At 36.5% G+C, this 20,732-nt stretch carries 16 protein-coding genes and 1 pseudogene; 6 read left to right on the top strand and 11 right to left on the bottom strand.

From position 1 onward, the window contains the following. The 4 genes and pseudogenes from Q0505_RS01450 to Q0505_RS01435 all read left to right on the top strand — a co-directional run. Window positions 1-711 (top strand): annotated as a pseudogene (locus Q0505_RS01450) (hypothetical protein); the annotation flags it as partial. A 59-nt stretch (window positions 712-770) separates the two neighbouring features. Next, a complete protein-coding gene (locus Q0505_RS01445; protein ID WP_299208007.1) occupies window positions 771-2,696 on the top strand; it encodes a S9 family peptidase in 1,926 nt (641 codons plus the stop codon). A 50-nt stretch (window positions 2,697-2,746) separates the two neighbouring features. After that, window positions 2,747-3,442: a DUF2490 domain-containing protein gene (locus Q0505_RS01440; protein WP_299208006.1), complete on the top strand. Its 696-nt coding sequence runs from the start codon at window positions 2,747-2,749 to the stop codon at window positions 3,440-3,442. Between the two features lie 299 nt (window positions 3,443-3,741). Continuing rightward, complete coding sequence (locus Q0505_RS01435) at window positions 3,742-4,308, top strand: alkylphosphonate utilization protein (protein ID WP_299208004.1); 567 nt, start codon at window positions 3,742-3,744, stop codon at window positions 4,306-4,308. Between the two features lie 163 nt (window positions 4,309-4,471). Here Q0505_RS01435 and Q0505_RS01430 read toward each other — a convergent pair whose 3' ends face one another. From Q0505_RS01430 to Q0505_RS01400, 7 genes are all read right to left on the bottom strand, one after another. After that, window positions 4,472-4,963 (bottom strand): hypothetical protein, encoded by a 492-nt coding sequence (locus tag Q0505_RS01430; protein ID WP_299208002.1) that lies wholly within the window; start codon window positions 4,961-4,963, stop codon window positions 4,472-4,474. Between the two features lie 27 nt (window positions 4,964-4,990). Next, the gene (locus tag Q0505_RS01425) at window positions 4,991-8,656 is read right to left on the bottom strand and encodes a hypothetical protein (protein WP_299208000.1); all 3,666 of its coding nucleotides are present in this window, start codon (window positions 8,654-8,656) and stop codon (window positions 4,991-4,993) included. A 17-nt stretch (window positions 8,657-8,673) separates the two neighbouring features. Continuing rightward, window positions 8,674-10,209, bottom strand: a complete 1,536-nt coding sequence (locus Q0505_RS01420) for a hypothetical protein (protein WP_299207998.1) — start codon at window positions 10,207-10,209, stop codon at window positions 8,674-8,676. Between the two features lie 375 nt (window positions 10,210-10,584). Continuing rightward, window positions 10,585-11,265, bottom strand: coding sequence for a response regulator transcription factor (locus Q0505_RS01415; RefSeq protein ID WP_299207996.1), 681 nt, complete (start codon window positions 11,263-11,265; stop codon window positions 10,585-10,587). Continuing rightward, window positions 11,262-12,023, bottom strand: a complete 762-nt coding sequence (locus tag Q0505_RS01410; RefSeq protein ID WP_299207994.1) for an ATP-binding protein — start codon at window positions 12,021-12,023, stop codon at window positions 11,262-11,264. The genes Q0505_RS01415 and Q0505_RS01410 overlap by 4 nt, the downstream gene beginning before the upstream one ends. Then, window positions 11,993-12,646 carry a hypothetical protein gene (locus Q0505_RS01405; protein ID WP_299207992.1) on the bottom strand — a complete coding sequence of 218 codons (654 nt, stop codon included), beginning with the start codon at window positions 12,644-12,646 and terminating at the stop codon, window positions 11,993-11,995. Before Q0505_RS01405 ends, Q0505_RS01410 begins: the two co-directional genes overlap by 31 nt. A gap of 5 nt (window positions 12,647-12,651) precedes the next feature. Next, window positions 12,652-13,311 (bottom strand): hypothetical protein, encoded by a 660-nt coding sequence (locus tag Q0505_RS01400; protein WP_299207990.1) that lies wholly within the window; start codon window positions 13,309-13,311, stop codon window positions 12,652-12,654. Window positions 13,312-13,980: 669 nt separating this feature from the next. Here Q0505_RS01400 and Q0505_RS01395 point away from each other — a divergent pair. Continuing rightward, window positions 13,981-14,172, top strand: a complete 192-nt coding sequence (locus Q0505_RS01395) for a hypothetical protein (RefSeq protein WP_299207988.1) — start codon at window positions 13,981-13,983, stop codon at window positions 14,170-14,172. Between the two features lie 61 nt (window positions 14,173-14,233). Next, complete coding sequence (locus tag Q0505_RS01390) at window positions 14,234-14,962, top strand: GLPGLI family protein (RefSeq protein WP_299207986.1); 729 nt, start codon at window positions 14,234-14,236, stop codon at window positions 14,960-14,962. 170 nt (window positions 14,963-15,132) lie between these two features. On the opposite strand, the gene Q0505_RS01385 is transcribed toward Q0505_RS01390, so the two are convergent. The 4 genes from Q0505_RS01385 to Q0505_RS01370 all read right to left on the bottom strand — a co-directional run. Beyond that, window positions 15,133-16,080 carry a nitronate monooxygenase gene (locus Q0505_RS01385; protein WP_299207984.1) on the bottom strand — a complete coding sequence of 316 codons (948 nt, stop codon included), beginning with the start codon at window positions 16,078-16,080 and terminating at the stop codon, window positions 15,133-15,135. Beyond that, window positions 16,080-17,699 (bottom strand): S8 family serine peptidase, encoded by a 1,620-nt coding sequence (locus Q0505_RS01380; RefSeq protein WP_299207982.1) that lies wholly within the window; start codon window positions 17,697-17,699, stop codon window positions 16,080-16,082. Before Q0505_RS01380 ends, Q0505_RS01385 begins: the two co-directional genes overlap by 1 nt. Before the next feature lie 21 nt (window positions 17,700-17,720). Further along, the gene (mnmA, locus tag Q0505_RS01375) at window positions 17,721-18,914 is read right to left on the bottom strand and encodes a tRNA 2-thiouridine(34) synthase MnmA (RefSeq protein WP_299207980.1); all 1,194 of its coding nucleotides are present in this window, start codon (window positions 18,912-18,914) and stop codon (window positions 17,721-17,723) included. Between the two features lie 479 nt (window positions 18,915-19,393). Next, window positions 19,394-20,732 (bottom strand): hypothetical protein (locus Q0505_RS01370; RefSeq protein WP_299207978.1); only part of this gene is annotated, 1,339 nt, incomplete at its 5' end.

Below are 20,732 nucleotides of genomic sequence, written 5' to 3'. Positions count from 1 at the left end.
CATCTTAAATGGAAAACACCAGACAGTACTGGGATTCATAAAACACGATGGTTTATGAATGAAGCTGGAGGAGATAGACCCTCTCGTAGTGTACGTAAGCGTACCAATGAATCAGGAGGAGTTGATGTAAAACCAGGTACGTACCGATTAGAAATGAGTTATGGAGATCAGACTAGTACCTCAACAATTACCGTGGAATCTGATCCTAGAATAGATGTGCCACAAAAAGCAATTAATGATGCATACGAAGTAGGAAAAACACTAGAAGGACTCACACAAACTGCCGCCGATGCTGTGAAGCAACTCGTAGAAAGCAAAACAATTGCCGAAGATTATAAAAAGATGCTTAAGAAAATTGATGAAGATGATGCACATAAAGACGATTTAAAAAGTATTGGAGAGATGGTTAAACGTATTGATGAGGTGATTGCGCTTTATTTAGGTAAAGAAGATAAACGTCAAGGAATCACACGTAACCCAGAAATGACTGTAATGCGTCGCATTGGTCTCGCTCGTGGGTATGCTGGAAGTCGTCCTAATGGATTAACAGCTACTGAAAACCTATTGATCCAGCAAGCTAAAGATCAGTTTCAAGCCGCACTTGAAACGACCAACACCTTCTTTACAGAAGAGTGGACACCATTCCAATCAAAACTAGAAGCACTGGATGTTAAGCCATTTAAGGAAATTAAACGTTTCCAAATGAATTAAAGCGCTCCCCTAACCCCTCCCAATAGGGAGGGGAATTTATATAATTAAAACCCTATCACATGAAAAAAGCATTCGTTTTAATCGTAGGTATATGTATGGTTTCTTTCTATTCTTGTAAGAAAGAGAAGAAAGAAGATGTATCCGTTACTAAAGTAATCGAGCAATACACCATTGAGCAATTTATGGATAATGAAAGTGCTTGGGCAAATGGGTTTTCTACTGATAATTCAAAAGTCTTAATAACGAGTAATCGTTCAGGGATCAATAATATATATACAATTCCTGCTAAAGGAGGAGAATTAACCCCAATTACGCAAAGCGATAGTAGTTCTATTTATGGAATTTCTTATTTCCCAAAAGATGATCGTATTCTTTTTAGAATGGATGGGAACGGTGATGAGGTTTATAAAATCTTTGTGAAAGATGGAAATGATATTAAAGCATTGACCCCACTAGAAAATGTAAGAACGGCTTTCAGAGGTTGGTCTAAAGATGGAGAACGTTTCTTTTACGGAAGTAATGAACGTGATCCACAATTTTTAGATCATTATGAAATGAACATGAATGACTACACGTCAAAGCTTGTTTATAAAGTGGAGAATGCACGTGATTTTAATGCGATGAGTGATGATGGAAAATACATCACATTGTCTGAAGCCATTAATACCAATGATAGCGACTTATATATTGTAAATACAGAAACGAAAGAGCAAAAGAAAGTAAACTCTGAACAAAGTAGTAACTCACATTTGGATTTTTCTCCAGATGGAAAGTCGCTTTACTTTTCTACAGATGCTGGTGCTGAAAATACCTACGTAGCAAGATATGATATTGCTACAGGCACCACAGAACGTATCACTAACAATACATGGGAAGTCCTCAGTTATTATTTCTCTTTTAATGGCACTTACAATGTGTTTTATACGAATGAAGATGCAAAAACAGTTCTTAGAGTTACTGAGGTGGCTACTGGAAAAACCATTGATTTTCCTGAAATCGATGGACAATCTATTGCCGGAGTTCGGTTTTCTAGAGATGAAACGATGGCAATACTAGAAGTAAGTAGTTCTGCAAAACCCTCAGATACATATTCGTATAATATGCAGACCAAAGAATATTATCAATTAACAGATGTATTAAATCAAGAAATTGACCCAGCTGATCTGGTAGAAGGGAAAGTTGTACGATTTAAGTCTTTTGACGGCGTTGAGATTCCTGCCATCTATTTCCAACCAAAACAAGCGAATGCAAACAACAAAGTTCCTGCTCTAGTACAAGTGCATGGAGGTCCTGGCGGACAATCTACACTTCGTTTCTCTTCTAATGTTCAATACCTTGTCAATCATGGCTATGCTGTACTTGCAGTAAACAACCGAGGAAGTAGTGGATATGGAAAAACGTTTTATCAAATGGACAATCAAAACCATGGAGATAAAGATTTGAAGGATTGCATTGCAGGAAAAAATTGGCTAGCACAACAAGACGTGATCGATGCTGATAAAATAGGAATCATGGGAGGTTCGTATGGTGGCTTTATGACCATGGCAGCACTAACAGCTGCTCCCGAAGAATTTAAGGTAGGCGTTAATTATTTTGGCGTCACCAATTGGGTGCGTACCTTAAAAAGTATCCCGCCGTGGTGGGCGTCTTTTAAAGATGCGCTATATGACGAAATGGGCGATCCAAATACCGCAGATTCTATTCGACTAAAACAAATATCTCCTTTATTCCATACCGATAAAGTGACAAAACCACTTCTGGTACTGCAAGGTGCTCAAGATCCTAGAGTATTACAAGTAGAAAGTGATGAAATTGTAGAAGGCGTCCGAAAAAATGGCGTGCCTGTAGAATATGTCCTTTTTGAAGATGAAGGTCATGGGTTTGTCAAAAAGGAAAACCAAATCGAAGCTTCTAAAAAAGTAAAAGAATTTTTAGATCAATATTTAAAAGGAAGTACTAATACACTAGAAAAAACCGATCTTTAAGATTTACTTATAATTCATACCTCAATCTGAAGTATGAGAGCATTTCATATATGAAAAAAATATTCTTAGCACTTATTCTAGTAGCAACTACTGCAAGTACCGTACATTCGCAAAACAATGGAGAAAGCAGTCTTGGCGCTTGGTATATGCTCTTTACGACCAATCAAGTCTCTGAAAAATTAAGCATCCACGCCGAGGTACAATATCGTAACTATGAGTTTGCTGATAATTTCAATCAATTGTTACTCCGAACGGGATTAAATTATCATATTTCAGACAAAGCGATGGCAACTTTTGGCTATGCATATATTAGTACAGATCCTACCTTTGAAGATCCTGACGGTGAAGAAAATGTTGCTGAGCATCGTATTTATCAGCAATTTGTGCTTCGTAACTCGTTAGGAAAATTGAAGTTCTCACATCGGTATCGGTTAGAACAACGTTTTATAGATAATCCCCTTTCGGGAAATGACACGCAGCATCGTGCCCGTTATTTTTTAAGACTCACATATCCGCTTAGTGACAAGTGGTTTCTCACTGCGTATGACGAAATATTTATCAATCTACAAGATGACTTTTTTGGACAAAATCGCTTGTTTGGAGCTGTAGGCTACAACTTCTCTAAAAACCTGAGTACACAAGTTGGCTACCTTAAAAATGATTTTAACGTCAACACCTTTGATCGTTTTCAAATTGGATTCTTTGTAAAAACTGACTTGAGGAAGAAGAAAGAGGATGTAGATTAACGATTGGAGATCATTCATTTTAAAGGTTGCAAGCTGGAAGCATGAAATGAGAAGTTTTTTTGAGAAGAGATGAAAGAAAAGAGATTTTTTATATTCATAATTAGTGTTGATCGTTTTTAGCTTCCAGCTTCCAAGTCTCTTTTCTTTCATCTCTTCTCTATATTCTTTTTTGTCTGCTCTCTACTCTATAGCCTTTTTATCTATTTTCTAAGTTCTCTTTTCTCAATTAAAAACATTCAAACATATAAGGATACACTCTATTTTTTTGTTTCTTCGCGATGACAACAACCTAAGATATTATGAGCAATCTGAGAGAATTACAAAAAAGGAGTACGGTATGTGAATTATGTAGTCATGATGAAGGATTACAACCTTATACCGTAATTCCTAAAGAAGAGCAGATTCTTGTATGTACTCCTTGCGCAACACAGCTAGAAGATCCAGAAGCAATCGACTCCAATCACTGGCGATGTTTGAATGATAGTATGTGGAGCGAAGTAGATGCTGTAAAGGTTGTTGCTTGGCGTATGCTTCATCAACTTAAAAAAGAAGGATGGCCTCAGGATTTACTCGATATGATGTATCTGGAAGAGGAGGTTCAACAGTGGGCTGAGGCTACTGGAGACCATATTATAGAAGATGAAAATACTATCATTCATAAAGATTTAAATGGTACCAGACTTTCTCAAGGAGACAGTGTGGTACTCATTAAAGATCTGGATGTCAAAGGCGCGAATTTTACAGCCAAACGTGGTGCATTTATGCGTAATATTTCATTGGTTCACGATAATGCTGAGCATATTGAAGGAAGAATTAACGGACAGCAAGTGGTGATTGTTACGAAATATGTAAAGAAGAGTTCGTAGCCATAGGATTTGTTATTTGTAGGGTACGCTTTCGCGAAAGCGTGTAAATAAAAAATCCTATACTATTTTAAATACTCTAAAAACGAATTGTAAAAAACAGAAGAGACTGCCTTTTTTTGACAGTCTCTTTTTGAATGTTATTTTATGTACACCTTTATATTTCTTAATCGAAATAGGAAGATATAGGCGCTGTATCCTCAAGACCTTCCGCATCATCCTCACGTAACAAAATGTAATAATAATCAAATCTTTGAGGAGAAGAAGGATCAGGAAGTACATCTTTAAAAGGACTTCCCACATATCTATATTCTCCAGGAAGAATAAGTCTTGCGCTCCAAGATAATGGACGTGTCAATGTGCCTACAATAGAATTCACGGCAGTTCCATTTCCTTTAAGACGTACGTGCATACTAACACCACCTCTGCTAGATTCAAAACCAGAAGGGATTAATACTTGATCTGTTTCTGAACTCCCTTCCATAGTCATGCCTAATCCTGTAATAGGAGTTCTTCCATCTGAACCTCCGCCATAGTTAATCAGTAAAGTGATTTTTCCTGATCCCATCTCTGTAAATTTTCCATCTTGAGTGTATATTTTATAACTACACACTTTTCGTACTTCGTTTACTTCAGTAGTATTTTGTTCTGTACTCATAATCTATTTATTTTTTATTATATAATACTATTTTCTAACGATATCTAAAGGAGCTACATCCAAATAGGCCATGGTTCCTGCGCGGCACAATTCACTACTATCAGATACAGCATTAAAGCTTACTCCTAGGATCATAAGTGCTGCTTTTGATTCAGGTTCATCATCAAAAGTGGCTATGTTTAATGTACAGCCTCCAATGGTTGATGTTGACTTAGAAAATAATTCCCACAAATTATTTACAATATGCTTATCGATATTTTCCTTGTCTTTAAAATCCGAATGCGCAATAGCAACTAGATTATCTACATATATGTACCCGCCATACAACATGGTAGTGATCTTTACGATAAACTTAAGTACACTTAAAATTTTTCCTGAAGGACCAGGGCTAAGAATACCGTATATATTCGCCCCGAGTGTAATCCAGTGTACTACCCATGCTCCATATTTCGTCACCATCGGAGTCCCATAAGGTGTATTACAAGTAATTCTGATCAGGTCTATAGGTAAATTCAAATACGGTGGTATAGCTCCTCCAGATAGCGTACTTACGATGGTAAGAGGGCTTTCTAACACATTTAAAATACCATTTGTAATTCCTTTTATATGTGATAAGTCTTTATAAACCCTCATCGGCATTTTTCCTTCTTCTAAGGTTTTGAAAAGAGCTTCTCTATTAAGGTGCTCCATACCACCTGTATCTGAAAAAGGAGCCCGATTTGTCACCATTTTAAATACCAACGTTGTAGGAATCGCCATGACTAACATGAAGAAATTTACTAGGTTTAATCTTCTACTTTGGACAGGTAGATTTTCTCCACCCCCTAATTGAATTATTAAATCAAATAACCCACTTATATAGGAGTTTGGGATCATTTCTTCAAATAGAATTCGCTCAAATATTTTAAAGATATCTCCTACGATATCAAACAAAACACCTACAAGTACTTTTCCTCCACTTGCTAATTTATCGAGCAAATGCTCAATACTTTTATACAAATTAGCAGGGTTCGCTATCCTGCCTTGAAACATTCTTTGAACATTGTTTATAATACTTACTAAGTCATTGATTACTCCTTCTATCCACCCCTCTAAATCTTTAAGATGTTGTTCCCAATCAATTCCCGCTTCAGTTAATTTCTGTTTGATCTCCTCTAAAAATATATCTACATCTAAATTAAGAGCAGGCGCAATGAGTACTCCTGTTTCATTATTCTGTTTAATCAAACCTCCATTTTGTAATTGAAATAGACCAAAATTTCCTCCTGGGCTTGTATGTGTCATGCTTGTTGCCTTTGTAGCTTCAGGACGTTCATGCTGCCTCCCATTTTTTTGATGATTGTCAATACTATATTTTAAATCTGAATCTGCTTCTAATTTTCCAAAGGATTTTTTGATCTCGCCACGAATATTCTCAATTAATGTTTCTGCTCCCTCTTTTAACTCCTGTACTCTATGTTCTCCCTGTTTAAAACTTTGATATGCTATATTAGAATATACACTATAGGTGGTTATCACATCCTTCCAGCTAAAAAGAAAACCTATCCATTTAAAAATAGCATCTAGATCAATACCTAACCCTTGTTTCAAGATAGTTTTAAATGCTTGATATATTTGGGCAGCTGTTTTTACCACAAAACGAAACATTTCTTCTCCGATTTTTATTGCAAAATGCCAAACGCCTTCTATATTTTTAACAATAAAACAAATAGTATCGGATATTGCTTTTTCAGCCCATCGAAGTGCATCAGAAGCTACAGAGTTTAATGCATCCCAAAACCAGTTTCCATAGATATCTGCTAATGCTTCATCGCCTTCTATATAACTTGCTTGACCATTCGCTATACATAATCGCCAAGTGTTTACAGGATCAACGTCGCCCGTAAATTGAATCAATTCACCACGATCTAGCATCATTGCTAAATCAATTTGTTGAACATTTGCTGTGGCTTTGAAAACAGGTCCTATGTTCTGCTTATGTGTTTCTGGAATGAGACTCTCTTGTGTATTCTGATCTACCAAATCACGTTCTAAATCTTCTTCATTATTATAAGAATGTAATTTGTTGTGTAATTTTGTGGAAGGATTCACATTTAGAATATCTTCAAAATAAGAACTTGTTAGGATTAATTTTGGAATACTTGGCGTACCCGTCTGATTTACAATAGTAATCTTACCATTCATATCTGGATATACTAAGGTATCCTTGTGAGGAAGTAAACGCTCATGTTTTCCATTTATAAGCACTTCTATTGACTCTTCACATCGTAAGGTGAAACTAGGGCGAACAAACTCATTATGCTTCTCACTGTTGAACGCTTGACCATTTTGCCTGTGAATATTGATCTGTGTTGTTGAAGAATTTATTTCATTGATTATTGTCTTCTCGTTGGGAATTGGAATATTCTTTTCATGCCATCCGCTTGTACTGTGCTCAAAACGAGACATTTTATTTTCTCTGTCAATAAGAATTAATGATTCTCCGTGTCCATCCCAACCGAGCGTGGGATGAAATTCTTTAAGATCTTTATGAATAGGCACTGGGCTTAGATACTCAGGGTTTGCGATATAAGTATTTAATGTATTTATATCAAGCTTACGACGTAATCGATAGAGAATACCTTCCTGAGTAAGCGTCAGTAAAGTTACTTCCTTATGGTCACTAACCGTAAAAAGTTGTTGAATACCTTTGAGTTCATTTTCTTTAGTAAGACGGATGGGCTGATTTGTAGCTGCAATGCTTTTCCCTAAACTTTCGGCTTTATGTACCCAAAGTCCGTCACCTCCAAGGTAAAGGTCGGTATGCTCATCATCATTTGACAGTGCGGAATCCATAGAGCCAATTCCACCTGGGGGCTTGATCAATTCTCGACGTATGGTTTGCATCCCTCCATCTACATCTACTAAAACATTAAGACTTAATGTCTCAATATTGTCTCGCTCAACTAAAGCATATACGCCATACCCATCAATACTTTGCATGGGAGCAATCGCTTTAAGATTAGCTGCTGTAGTCGTTAAAGTAAATTCATACCATTTAGCTTCAGGAGTACCTAAACCTGCTGACTTCCAGAAATAATACTTTAAATCTCCCTGATGAAGTGTGCAAACTACTTCAAGGGGCTCATAACTATCTCCATTATCTAAGTTGAGTGCTGCAGTTCCTACCAGAATTTTCTGGGCTTTTCCTGAAAGAAATCCACGGCTTTCAAACCTATTTATGCGCTCTAAAAAGCCTTCATCTATCTTATTAGAGATAGAACCTGATGTCAACAAATGACTTGTATCTTTCTCTTTTTCGTAAATTTCTAGAAGTAGTTTGAAATGTCCTGACTTTGTCTGACCTACTTCAAAAGTAGTAATACTTAGGTTATTCCTATCTGGAAAATGTTTTTTAAATAATTTGTCTGAAATGTTTATTGTTTCCCATTCTTCCTTTCCTTGTTCAAAAGAAGGTAATTTATAAGCAAGCGCTAATTGGTTTTCATCATTTAAGAAAAAAACCATTGGAAAGCCTTCTGAGTCTTTAATCGTTCTCAAATTTTTTCTAGCAATAGGTTCTGGGTGTGCACCAGGGCTGTATTGCTTCATCAGGTCTGAGTTTACTGTAATATTGAGTTGGTCATTTGCACCATCTATTCTAGAAGGAATGTTAAAGAGGTGGTCGTGTTTGTGAGTTTTATAAATTTCCATTTTATGACTGTTTTTTTTTAGTTATTGTAGTTAAAATATGTTCTGAGATTATTGAATGAGCGGTAATACATCATACTTGGAGATGATAATCGAAAATCATTACTAGTAGGAAAAAAAACAGGTGTAGCACGATTGCGCCAATGTTTCGGATCAAAAATGGTACGTTCGGGACCATGATACTTTAGAAAAAATCGTGAAACTTGTCCAAAATGCTTCCCTTCAGATGTTGTTTGTTTGTCTGCGAAACGGATATAAGCTTGATAATCGCTTTCATTGGAAATCTCGGGCCACGCATGTTTATTACGTGAAAATTCAGGATCATCATAAAAAAAGAAATGACGACCGTCATGAATTGTTAGATACAAGACGAGTTTAGCTTTCATATCGGATTGTGCTGGATAACGTCTTGCTGTCGCATGACGAATAATAGAACCATTGATATCTACCTTTACACAATGCCCATGTTTAGGATGGTTAAAATCAATTGCTTCAAAGGTATATGCATTGACCGTTGAGAAAGAATACGGGAGTCCACTTTGTAATATTCCTTTTCTTACTTCGGTATGAAATGAAGTTCCCCATTTTCCTGGAGCTATTTGTTTAAAATCCCATTGGGTAGGATGACTCCCATTTTGTAACCGGATAATATAATTTAAGGAATCAATAAAGCCCTTCATAATAAAATGGGACTGAGAATAGCGGAGGATTCCTCCTGCATCATTTGGATGATCTGTGCCATTGAAATTTGGTGTGTAATACAGCTTTCCGCGCGGGTCATTATCATCTCTGAGGAATTCTTCTGCTGGAGCTGGCTGGTGTAAAGACATCGCCATAAAATTGAGTAAACTATCTTGAGGGCGTTCTTTGTTATAGGTAAGCGAATGATGCAGCTTACTTCCCCAAAACATATGCTCTGGGTTGCTATACTGATAATTTTCTGGAACCTGAGGACTCAAAGCTAGGATATTTTGAGTCTTCATGAGTCCTGTTATGTTGTAGTACGTATCTAACAACTCAAGGAGAATACTTTTATCACGCTGAGTCATATTTCCCGGAAGGGAACTCATACTAAGATCGGCAAGTTCACTTAGTCTGTCTTTTGTAAAAGTGAAGTAAAGCTTTTTAATTTGTAGTTCTTCCCATTTACTAAGTTCTCCAATATGGGCTTTTATGGAGTCTTCAAGATGACAAGATTCTGGTGACCAATCCGCTTCCTGAATTTCTTTCTGGACTAATGTGCTGAGATAAAGAATTTCCCAATTAGAGGGTGTTATATTTTCGTAGGTATGGTCTTCTCCAACAAACTTATTTACTTTAAAATTAACACCAATATAGGCTCTTTGTTTTTTCTGTTCTGGTTCTGCCAACAATTGAATTTTATGGGGTAATAAAGAAGCTTTCAACCCATAATTTTCGTCTTTTACATCAATGTCTTTAGTCGGTTTTGGGATTCTACGATGTAAAGCTGAAAATTGACTGTTAAGGGTTAATTGTCTGACGGAAACAACCATATTAAATCCGCCCAAATCATACTTTTGATCTGAAATAGTCATAAGATAATGAGGTATTTATGTTAAAAATGAGATGTACTAAAAGTGAATTTAGCGTTGTTATACTTTGGTATAGTTCTTAAAAAACTGCTTCTTATAAGGATAGTAAGAGATTTTAAAATCTAGTCTTTTTTGTGAACTACTAGATCAGTTACAGAGTCGCTTTACAATTGTAGCATACACGACACTTCTGTGCGTTTTTCTGGTGATCCATGTTGATTCTTTACGTTGTCTGCTCATCATAAAAAGATTTAATTACTATGAATACAAAGCAAAAGGATTTGAGGTACAAAACATAGGATGTATTTACCTCATTTGATCATTAGGGTAATTACACCTAATCGCAAAAAATTCATTATAGCATTGAAAATGAAAAGATTATCCTATAAAATAATCCTCAGGTTGGATGAGGTGGTGTTGTACGCTGTAGAGGACTAATCCTGCGGTATTCTTAACACCTGTCTTTAAAAGAATTCGGTTTTTATGTCCTTCTACGGTACGTTGGGTAATAAAAAGGCGCTCTCCAATTTCTTTGGCGGTGAGTTGAAGACAAATTAATTTTAAGACTTCGAGCTCTCTTTCTGAGAGTAGGTCTTGAGATTCTAAAGTTATTTTTGGAGTATTGCTAGAAAGTTGTTCTTTAATCACATCTATTTGTTCTGGCAAAAAATAATGCCCCTTGGTGTGTACTTCCTGTAGCACCTCTAGAAGCGTATCAGGAGCGATACCTTTAGGCAAGAATGCATTGGCACCCGACTTGAGCATAAACCCCATAAACGACCTTTTATAATGAGAGGACAAAACCACAATTTTTATACTCGAAAACTCTTTTTCGAGTATCGCCATCGTATCAATTCCATTCATTTTATCCATACGTAAATCGAGTAAAACTAGATCTGGAATCGTATTGGTATTTTTTAAGGCTTCTATGAAGTCAAGTCCGTTATGTGCAGTAATTGTAACCTGTATAGCAGCTTTTTCTTTAAAGAAATTTTTTAATAATTCGACGACGAGTTGATCGTCATCGACGATGGCTAGATGGCAAGGTGTTTTGTTCATGCGATAGGAAATTTTACGAGTAGTACTAAGCTTGTTCCATCTTCCTTTGAAGAGGTGAGTTTGTAGGTGCCATTTAAGAGTTGCATTCTGAGTTCTATGTTTCTAAGTCCGAGACCTTCTGGTTTTTCTATAGTTTTGAAGCCAACTCCGTTATCTGTGATTTTTAAGGCGATGTATTTTTTAGTTTCTCTCAGGGTGAATGCCATTTGGGTCGCCTTAGCATGTTTGATACAATTATTAATCACTTCTTGAATAATCCGTATCAATTGTAGCTTTACGTCTTTAGAAATTAAAAGAGACGATTCTTCTGTAATCGTTAAAATTACCGTGTAAAACTCTTTGAGTGGTAATACCATATCTCGAATCCATTCTGCCAAACTTGTTTCTTCTAGCAACGGAGGCGAAAGATCATGCGAAATCCTACGCGCTATGTCAATACTATCTTGAAGCATCTTTTTTGTATCAACTTCTGTACGCTGCGATGCTGATGCTAATAATATGATATTGAGCTTTCCAATAAGTTCGTCGTGAAGATCTGAGGCGATTCGCTCGCGTTCACGTTCTTGGACTTTGACACTAGAGTCGAGTAACTCTTTTTGATGTTTTATTTTTTCGGCACTTAATTTCTCTTGTGCTATGATCATTCGTTTTACGTGCATTTGTATAAATACAACAATCGCCACTCCTAAAAGTAATACGATTAAAAAAACGATTGTTATCCAGAGAACTAAGGTTTCTGAATCTTGCCATTGAGCCATAATTGAAACGTTAGAAAAATATAAAAAATTGGAGTTGCTATAATATTAATCAGTAAAATCGAAAAAACCACATTATAAGGAGTATTTACAAGAAAATTTGTTGTTAAAAATAAGAGTGTATTTACTAAAAAAAATAATAAGACAACTCCATTAAAACGTAATATTTCTACCTTTACTATCACATCCTTTTTTAATACTTTCCAATAAAAATAGAGGCTCAAAAGAATAATCGTAAGTCCATCAAGAACTCTTCCGTATGAATTGAAACTTTGAATATCTAGAGGCTTTACAAAGATTATGTCTACAATAATTAAGAGGAGGAGAACTGCAATAACTGGTTTAAATGACCAATGATGTGTTTTAGATAATAATTTATAATATATCATTGAAAATATAAGTAGTTCTATAAATCCAAAAGCAGAAACAAGTATGAGATTATTATTAATTATAATATCTAGATACCTACTTGCTAGATCTGTAATAAATGCTGCAACTAAATAAAAATAAATATACTTACAGTAATCATTTAGTTTATTGAAAAATATCCCACCTATGATAACTCCTATAAAAGAAGTAACTGTTGGTAACAATAATAAAAGTTCTAGCCAAACATTAATTTCCAATTTCGTTAATTTTTAATTCCTGCTAGTTTCAATAAAAAGAAGTTTTCTTTATTTTTTTGACCAAATGGTGGAACTAGCCGCACCGTATTATAAAAAGTATCCGAAGTATCATCACTATTCGGGTAAATAATCGTACTACTTACCTTATCCCATACGATCATATCCCCTACTAATGAGTTGATAGTATTGGGCGTTACTACCCCATCTTTCAATGCAAAAAACGCAATATACGTTCTATTATTTTTTAAATATTTTTTAGGAATGACAAACACCTGATGAAGCTCTTTATTTTGGTTTGAACGTGATTCTAGCCAATCTTCACAATGGTTTTCCCAATTCCTAATTCGCATTTTTGCTTCCTCAGGATCTACAATATCTTTTGGTATAGCTTCAGAAATTACAGGGATTTTTGCTACATGTTTATGGATGTCAGCTTGTTCTTTATGATCTTTGCTAGATGCGATTAATAGCATATTTAAGACATCAGACGTACCCTCTTTAACTACCGACAAATAGGCATGAATAAACTCTTCTTCTAAAAGTACAGCATCCGACAATTCAAATGTAAAGCAGTTTCCTAAGCTGAATAGTTTTTTCGTCAAAGAAACATCTTTTCTTGAGGTATCCCATTGTTTTATGGCTTCTGTTATTTCCTTTAGTTCCATTAGATAGTTATTTGATTAAAATATACACATACATTAAGTCGCATCTAAACTAGTATAAATAAGAAAGCTATGAAAATATTAAATGGACTAAATATTCTACATTAAAGAAATTTTCATGACAAAGTTTGTCTTGTAAAAAATAAAGGATATACGTTTACTATAGAGACACTGTTTGATTTCGCTTTCGCGAAAGCGTACAATGTATGTATCACATATCCACATAAAAAAATCAATCCATTCTTATCTGCATTACAAAAGGCGAAATTAAAAGTACTCTTGGGCTTATTTATTAATTTTACATAAGTTTCCCTATATCTAAAACACATCTAACTATCTAATTATCAATTAACACTAAATAACACCTTCTAAAATTTATTTGTTTTCATTGAATTCACTAGTTATTTTTTCCAAAATCACCTCTAAAGCCAGATTTACACTAGCTTTAGAGGTAATTTAAATATTACGTTAAAACCGTAATATCTTATAAACTAAATGTTTATATATAAGTTTTAACATAAAATTAACATAAAAGCTATATTTCCTACACGTTTTTTTGCATAATTTTAAGATGTATTTGTTGATCAACTTTTGCGATTATTTATTAACCTTTTAAAAACGCATATTATGAAAAAATTAATTTTATCCTTATGTTTTAGTCTTTGTTTATTAATGAGTTCTGTAGCAATGGCAAATGCTCCTGAAACTACATTGACTATGAGTACTACTGAAAGTGCACTATTTATTGAAAACAATAGAGAATCTATTGAATCAATAGAAATTGTTAGTGACGATGCTCGACCTTGTACAATCATTATTATAATCTTTGAAGACGGTTCAGGGCTTATCATTACCGACTGTTAGAAAATTAAAAACTTTTATTATTGCAGGGTCGCTACCTGCAATAATTTTAAAAACAAAGAATATGTTATTTTCATCCATTAAAAGAATTTCATACCTACTTTTTATTTTTCTTTCATGGCATCCATTGATTTCTCAAACCACAGAAGTACAGTATCAAGAAACTAGAAATATTGAAAATCAATTGAAACAAATTGATAATCCCGTAATTAAAGAACTCCTTATAAAGAAAATAGGAAAACCTGTGATGTTCACATTACTATATAGTAAAGGAGTGTCTAGTTACCAACCATATACAGGTACATTAGAGATGCCTGATGGGAGTACGACTGTCATTTCTGAAAATCCTAAAAGTAACAAAGTATATAAGAATTTAGATTCAAACGAATTTGTTAAAATAGCACATTTAATAGAAAAGACTGTTACTGTATCTGATCAGTTGATAGATTTTAAGTGGATTATTAAAGATGAAGTCGTATCTGTAGGAGACTATTCTTGTAAAATTGCAGAGGGTGTATACAATGAAAAGAAAATAACAGCATACTTCACAGATCAAATCAATATAAGTGAAGGACCAGATGTATATCAAGGCTTACCTGGTTTGATTGTAAAATTAGACACTTCGGATAAGACATATCTAGTGAAAGATATCATTATCAAAAAAGAAAATACTCAAATAGATATTCCTTCTTCAAAAGAATCTATTAATCGTATAGAATTCGAGAAATTAAAAAAAGAACAAATTGAGGAATTAAAGCGTGGCTTTGAGAATGCTAAAGTTATAAAGTCATAATAATTCGTTATGCATCTTTAAATACTATTTACTGAATAGTTACGTAAAACATCTATGTTCGCTCTTATTAGGATTATAAAGGGTAGTTCATGAAGTTTCTTTAAGAGAGGTGTTTTTTAAAGATATTCGAAGCTGACTATTATAAACAGCATCTAACATTGTTCAACTATTTACAAATCCCCTAACTTCCCAATCTCATTCTTCGCCAAATTAAACTCAGCAATCATCTCAGCAACAATCTGACCCGCAGGTTTAATATCATGAATCAATCCAGAGATTTGTCCGATTTCAAGTTCGCCGTCTTCTAAATCGCCTTCAAACATCCCGCGTTTGGCGCGAGCGCGTCCTAAGAGTTGTTTTAATTGTTCTGGAGTTGGAGACGTTTGATATAACTCGGCAAGTTGAGTATAGAACTTATTTTTAATCAAACGTACAGGAGCGAGTTCTTTTAAGGTGAGTACCGTATCACCTTCTTTAGCATCTACAATCGCTTGTTTAAATAATTGGTGTGCGCTGGATTCTTCACTGGCAGCAAATCGACTACCGACTTGTACACCATCGGCGCCCAAAACCATCGCAGCGAGCATACCCCTTCCAGTACCAATCCCGCCTGCGGCAATCAGAGGAATATCTAGTTGTTCCTTGACCATGGGAATCAATGTGAACGTTGTCGTCTCTTCCCGTCCGTTGTGACCTCCTGCTTCAAAACCTTCAGCAACAATCGCATCAACACCCGCCTCTTGTGCTTTGAGAGCAAACTTGACGCTACTGACTACGTGAACCACCTTGATATTATGTTTTTTAAGATGTGCCGTCCACAGTTTTGGATTGCCTGCACTCGTAAAAACAATAGGGACTTTATAATCCACTATGGTTTTCATGTGTTCCTCGATATTCGGATACAGCATCGGGATATTCACTCCAAAGGGTTTATCGGTGGCTTTTTTACATTTCTGTACGTGCTCCACCAATACTTCTGGATACATAGAGGCAGCGCCTATCAACCCAAGTCCGCCTGCATTACTCACGGCACTCGCTAATCGCCAACCGCTATTCCAAATCATCCCACCTTGTATGAGCGGATATTGTATACCAAATAAATCTGTAATGTTTCCCACTAGTTTTTGATGAGCTTTTGTGTTGTAGAAAATCCTTCCTCTTGTATTTGCACAATGTACACACCCGATGTCAGTCTGTCTATTGTCAACGCATTATCGGTTGCTGTGATGTCTTTTTGGAACACTTCTTTGCCTAATATATCATAGACAAAAACAGTTGCTTGAGAAGCGCCTTCTGGAAATTGTATTTGAACAATTGAATTTGCTGGATTGGGGGAGAGTGTATACGCTTTCGCGAAAGCGGACTCCTCCACACTCAACACACTGTTAAATGCATCTTCAAAATTTGGAATCCCATACCCCATCTGTGCCGTAGGGTTATTGAATAAATGTGCCGACTCCCGAACGATTTGCATCACCTCTGCATTGGTTAATTCTGGATAGGCTTGCCAAAAACTTGCCACAGCTCCTGCCATAATAGGCGAACTAAAACTCGTCCCATTACTCGTATCTATCGTTCCATTAGGTCTTATGACCGCACTACTTTGCCCTTTTGCCATCACATCTGGTTTGATTCTTCCATCACTCGAAGGTCCGATACTACTAAAATTGACATAATTGCCATTGCTATCTACAGCACCTACGGTAAGCACGCCTGGTGCATCTGCTGGAGCGCTAATCATTCCTGTACCCGAATTTCCCGCACTGGTCACCAATAGCATTCCTTTTTCAAAAGCAAGATTAGAACCTCTGGAAATAAAGGTAGTTTGCCCGTCCATATCTTCATAGGTATGGCTATAAGCGGGATTATCATACGTACGATAACCAAGCGAGGTATTAATCACATCTACACCTAAACTATCTGCACGCTCAGCGGCTTCTACCCAATAGGATTCTTCAACAGGGTTTTCACTATTCACATCTTCTGTACGGAAACAATATAAGAAAGCATCTGGTGCGGTTCCTACAAACTGATCTTGTATAAAGCCGACAATATTACTGGCGGTACGGGTACCGTGACTGCTATTGGCAAAGGCAAATTCATCATCAACTCGATCTACAAAATCATAACCGTCCAATAAGCGACCGTTATCACGGGTTCGTGCAAAACCAGCGTTGGTATCTATTCCTGGAAAACCAGAATCTAGCACCGCAACAATGATTCCGTCGCCTGTGAAGTCTTGTTGATGCAGAAAATCGGCATTTAACATAGTCACTTGATTTTCGGTAGCGCCATAGGTATATTCAATACGTTGTTGTGCTACGGGATCGTCTTTTATGAACCCAAATCCTTCTGAAGATCGTGTGAGACTATCATCTGCAAACTCAATCCCTGACACAAAAAATTCGCCTTCCATTTGTAAGTCTTCTAGCGCTTGGATGGCTTCTTCAGAACCACGTACGTGTACACAGTTCATCCATTTTGATTTAGCAAGTACGGTAATTCCAGCTTGTTCTTTGATAGCAGTAATGTAGGTTTCATTTACAGGAACATCTCTCTCGTCTATGGCTACGCCGTGCATTGCTTTACGATCGATGGCTTCTTGAGTCAAAATACTGATGGGATTTGCAATACTTTCTGCAACGTTTTGTTTATCTGTAAAAAACACCCATGCATCTTCTTGTGCAAAGGTCACAAATGGGATTAGTAGGAATACCCATGATAGAATTTTTTTCATTATTTGTAGTTTTTTATAAAGTTACGAAATTACTCCCGATCCTAAACATTCATTTCCGTGATGCCAAGCGACAAACTGTCCTTCAGCGATGGCAGTCTGTGGATGATCAAAAATCACATACATCCCTCCTTCTACCCGATATAAGGTTGCTTTTTCTAGTGGTTGTCTGTAACGGATTCGAGCTTCCACTTCCATAATTTCGTCTATAGCAAGGGTTAGATCTTCTCTAATCCAGTGAATTTCTTCTTCTTTCACAAAGAGTCCTTTGCGATATAAACCAGGATGGCTTTTGCCTTGTCCGGTGTAAATCACATTTTCATTAACGTCGGTTTCGATGACAAATAAAGGTTCGGTAGTACCTCCTACGGCGAGTCCTTTTCGTTGTCCTTTGGTAAAATAGTGGGCGCCTTGGTGTTTGGCGACGACTTTTCCGTCAGAAACACGGTATACGGGTTTTACTGCAAGTTGGGGTAAGTCCGCTTTCGCGAAAGCGTTGCTAGCCACATCCTCCCCTACCATCTGCGGTACAACTTCTTTAGGAATCTCCACAATCACCCCTTCTTTGGGACGTAATTGCTGTTGTAAAAAGTCAGGTAATCGCACTTTTCCAATAAAGCACAATCCCTGCGAATCTTTCTTACCAGCAGTGACCAAATCTTGCGCCAAGGCAATCTCACGAACTTCAGGCTTTTGAAGATGCCCGATAGGAAATAAGGTTTTTGCCAACTGTTCTTGTGACAACTGACATAAAAAGTACGACTGATCTTTATTGGCATCTGCTCCCGCGAGTAACTGATGGATTTCTTTACCGTCTTTGGTAAAGGTTGCTTTTTGGCAGTAATGTCCTGTCGCCACATAATCGGCACCAAGGCTTAATGCAATTTTCATAAATACATCAAACTTGATCTCACGATTACAAAGCACATCAGGGTTTGGGGTACGCCCCATCTCATACTCTTTGAACATATAATTGACGATACGTTCTCTATATTCTTCGCTTAAATCTACGGTTTGAAAAGGGATGCCGAGCTTATCTGCCACGAGCATCGCATCATTGCTATCATCTAACCACGGACATTCATCAGAAATTGTCACCGAATCATCATGCCAGTTTTTCATAAAAAGCCCAATGACGTTATATCCTTGCTCTTTTAATAGATAGGCAGTGACACTACTATCTACGCCTCCACTAAGTCCAACTACTACTGTTTTCATAATTCCTCTCCCCAACCCTCTCCAAAAGAGAGGGGTTTTATTCATCCCCGCGAAGGCGGGGATCTCGTATTATTAATTTTCTATGTTGTCTCGTACTTCGAAACCCTCTCTATGAAATCTTTTATGATCTATTTAATACGCTCCTGCCTACCGGCAGGCAGGTTCGCGAAAGCATTCTTAATTTCATCTAAAACACTGCAAAATTACGCAATTATTTACCGTTGTACTAGGCGTTATTTTGGAAGCTTTAATACTCGAATGCGTATGATTAAATTCAAGTAGAAAGTTTTAAGATATAATCCTTTATGGTAACCTCTTCTTAGGGTAAAATTTGCAATACTTTAAAACAGCGTTTCACTAAAAAAACAGCAGCTAGAAAAAACTAACTACTGTTTTGTAAAACTATTTTAAAGTCCCCCAACTTTATAATAGTAATTTTGATACCCCTAAAACGTATATTCTAATATCTATAAGATGAATTATTGAGCCTGTTTCGGGATATTACATCCCATGCCATTCCAAGCGTAACGACCTGCTGGCAAGGCTTCTTCAATAGTGATGAGTGGTAAAAACACTTCTGCGTCCATAGCTACTTCGCCTCCTTGTACATTTAATCCAAAAATACTTCGCAATTGATTAGCGCCTGTATTAGGAACACTTACCGCTGCATCTACTTGTTCTCTAGTGATAATGTCTCTTCCTGCATAGATTTTTGCCCATCGTTCGCCAACAGGAATACTGATTAATAATCCTTGATTCCCGTCACTTTCTTCGTGTACTAAGGTGGCTTCATCGATCATATCTTCGGCAGCCATTTTAGCATTGATTTCTTTATAATCGTATTTTGCATTGCCACTAAAGAGATTATTCATCATTTTAAGCTTCGCACCTTTGTTATAAATGCCTCCCATGTGTCCGTAGCCTAAGGCATTATTATACACATCGGCGGTTAGGTTGCTATCAAATGCCATAGCATCTCCTCCATAAGAAGCGATAGCGTCATGCTTCCAGGTAAATAAACAGGTATTATTGGTGATTGTAAAATGTGGAATCACAGAAGCATCAGAACCTACATAGCCTGTACGCGCATGAATCCCATATCCAGTATTATTGATGGTAAAGTTATTTTTTATAACTCCTTTTCCTCCTTTAAATACTCGTACTGAGATTGCGCCTTCTGTAGGTGCTGTGTTCATCACCACACAATTTTGCACCGTCACATTGGTATAATGGCTAGCCACAATAACAATTCCACCAGATTCTGGTGATGGATTTTGCTGTGATGCAGGGCTGGCTTTACGACGTATGGCTAAATTTTCATTTTTATGATATCTGTTGCGAGGACCGTTATCTACAATAATACCAGCTACGACAATATTTGATCCCGTAGATTTCTGCCCGTTACTTTCTCGTTGTTGATCGGTACGGATATAAATTCTGGGATCTGTCAATTTCATATATTCATTAACTCCTGTAAAAATTGTTTTATGGGCGTCCCAAGGATCTCTGGTGGAAAATGTCACATCATATCCTCCATAAATTTGAACGGGTACATTGATCTCATCGGCACCTCTTTTTCCTTTACTCATATATACTCCTTCTGCAATATGAATACGATCATTAGGTTTTAGTAAGTGAATGATGTTTCCTAAATCTTTTGCTGGGCGTTCTTTGGTTCCTAATTTACCAGAACCTGTTGTTATACTCACATACCAATCTCTTCCTTCATTTGCAAAGTTAGGAGAGGTTTGTGCGCTTACTGTAAAATACGTTAGGAGTAAAAAGCAAAGTGAGAAATGTTTGAGTTGTTTTTTCATT

The organism is uncultured Dokdonia sp. (genome assembly GCF_937910895.1).
Classification (GTDB): Bacteria; Bacteroidota; Bacteroidia; order Flavobacteriales; family Flavobacteriaceae; genus Dokdonia.
The sequence above is the reverse complement of the archived record's forward strand: the minus strand, read 5'-3'. Positions and strand labels throughout refer to the sequence as shown.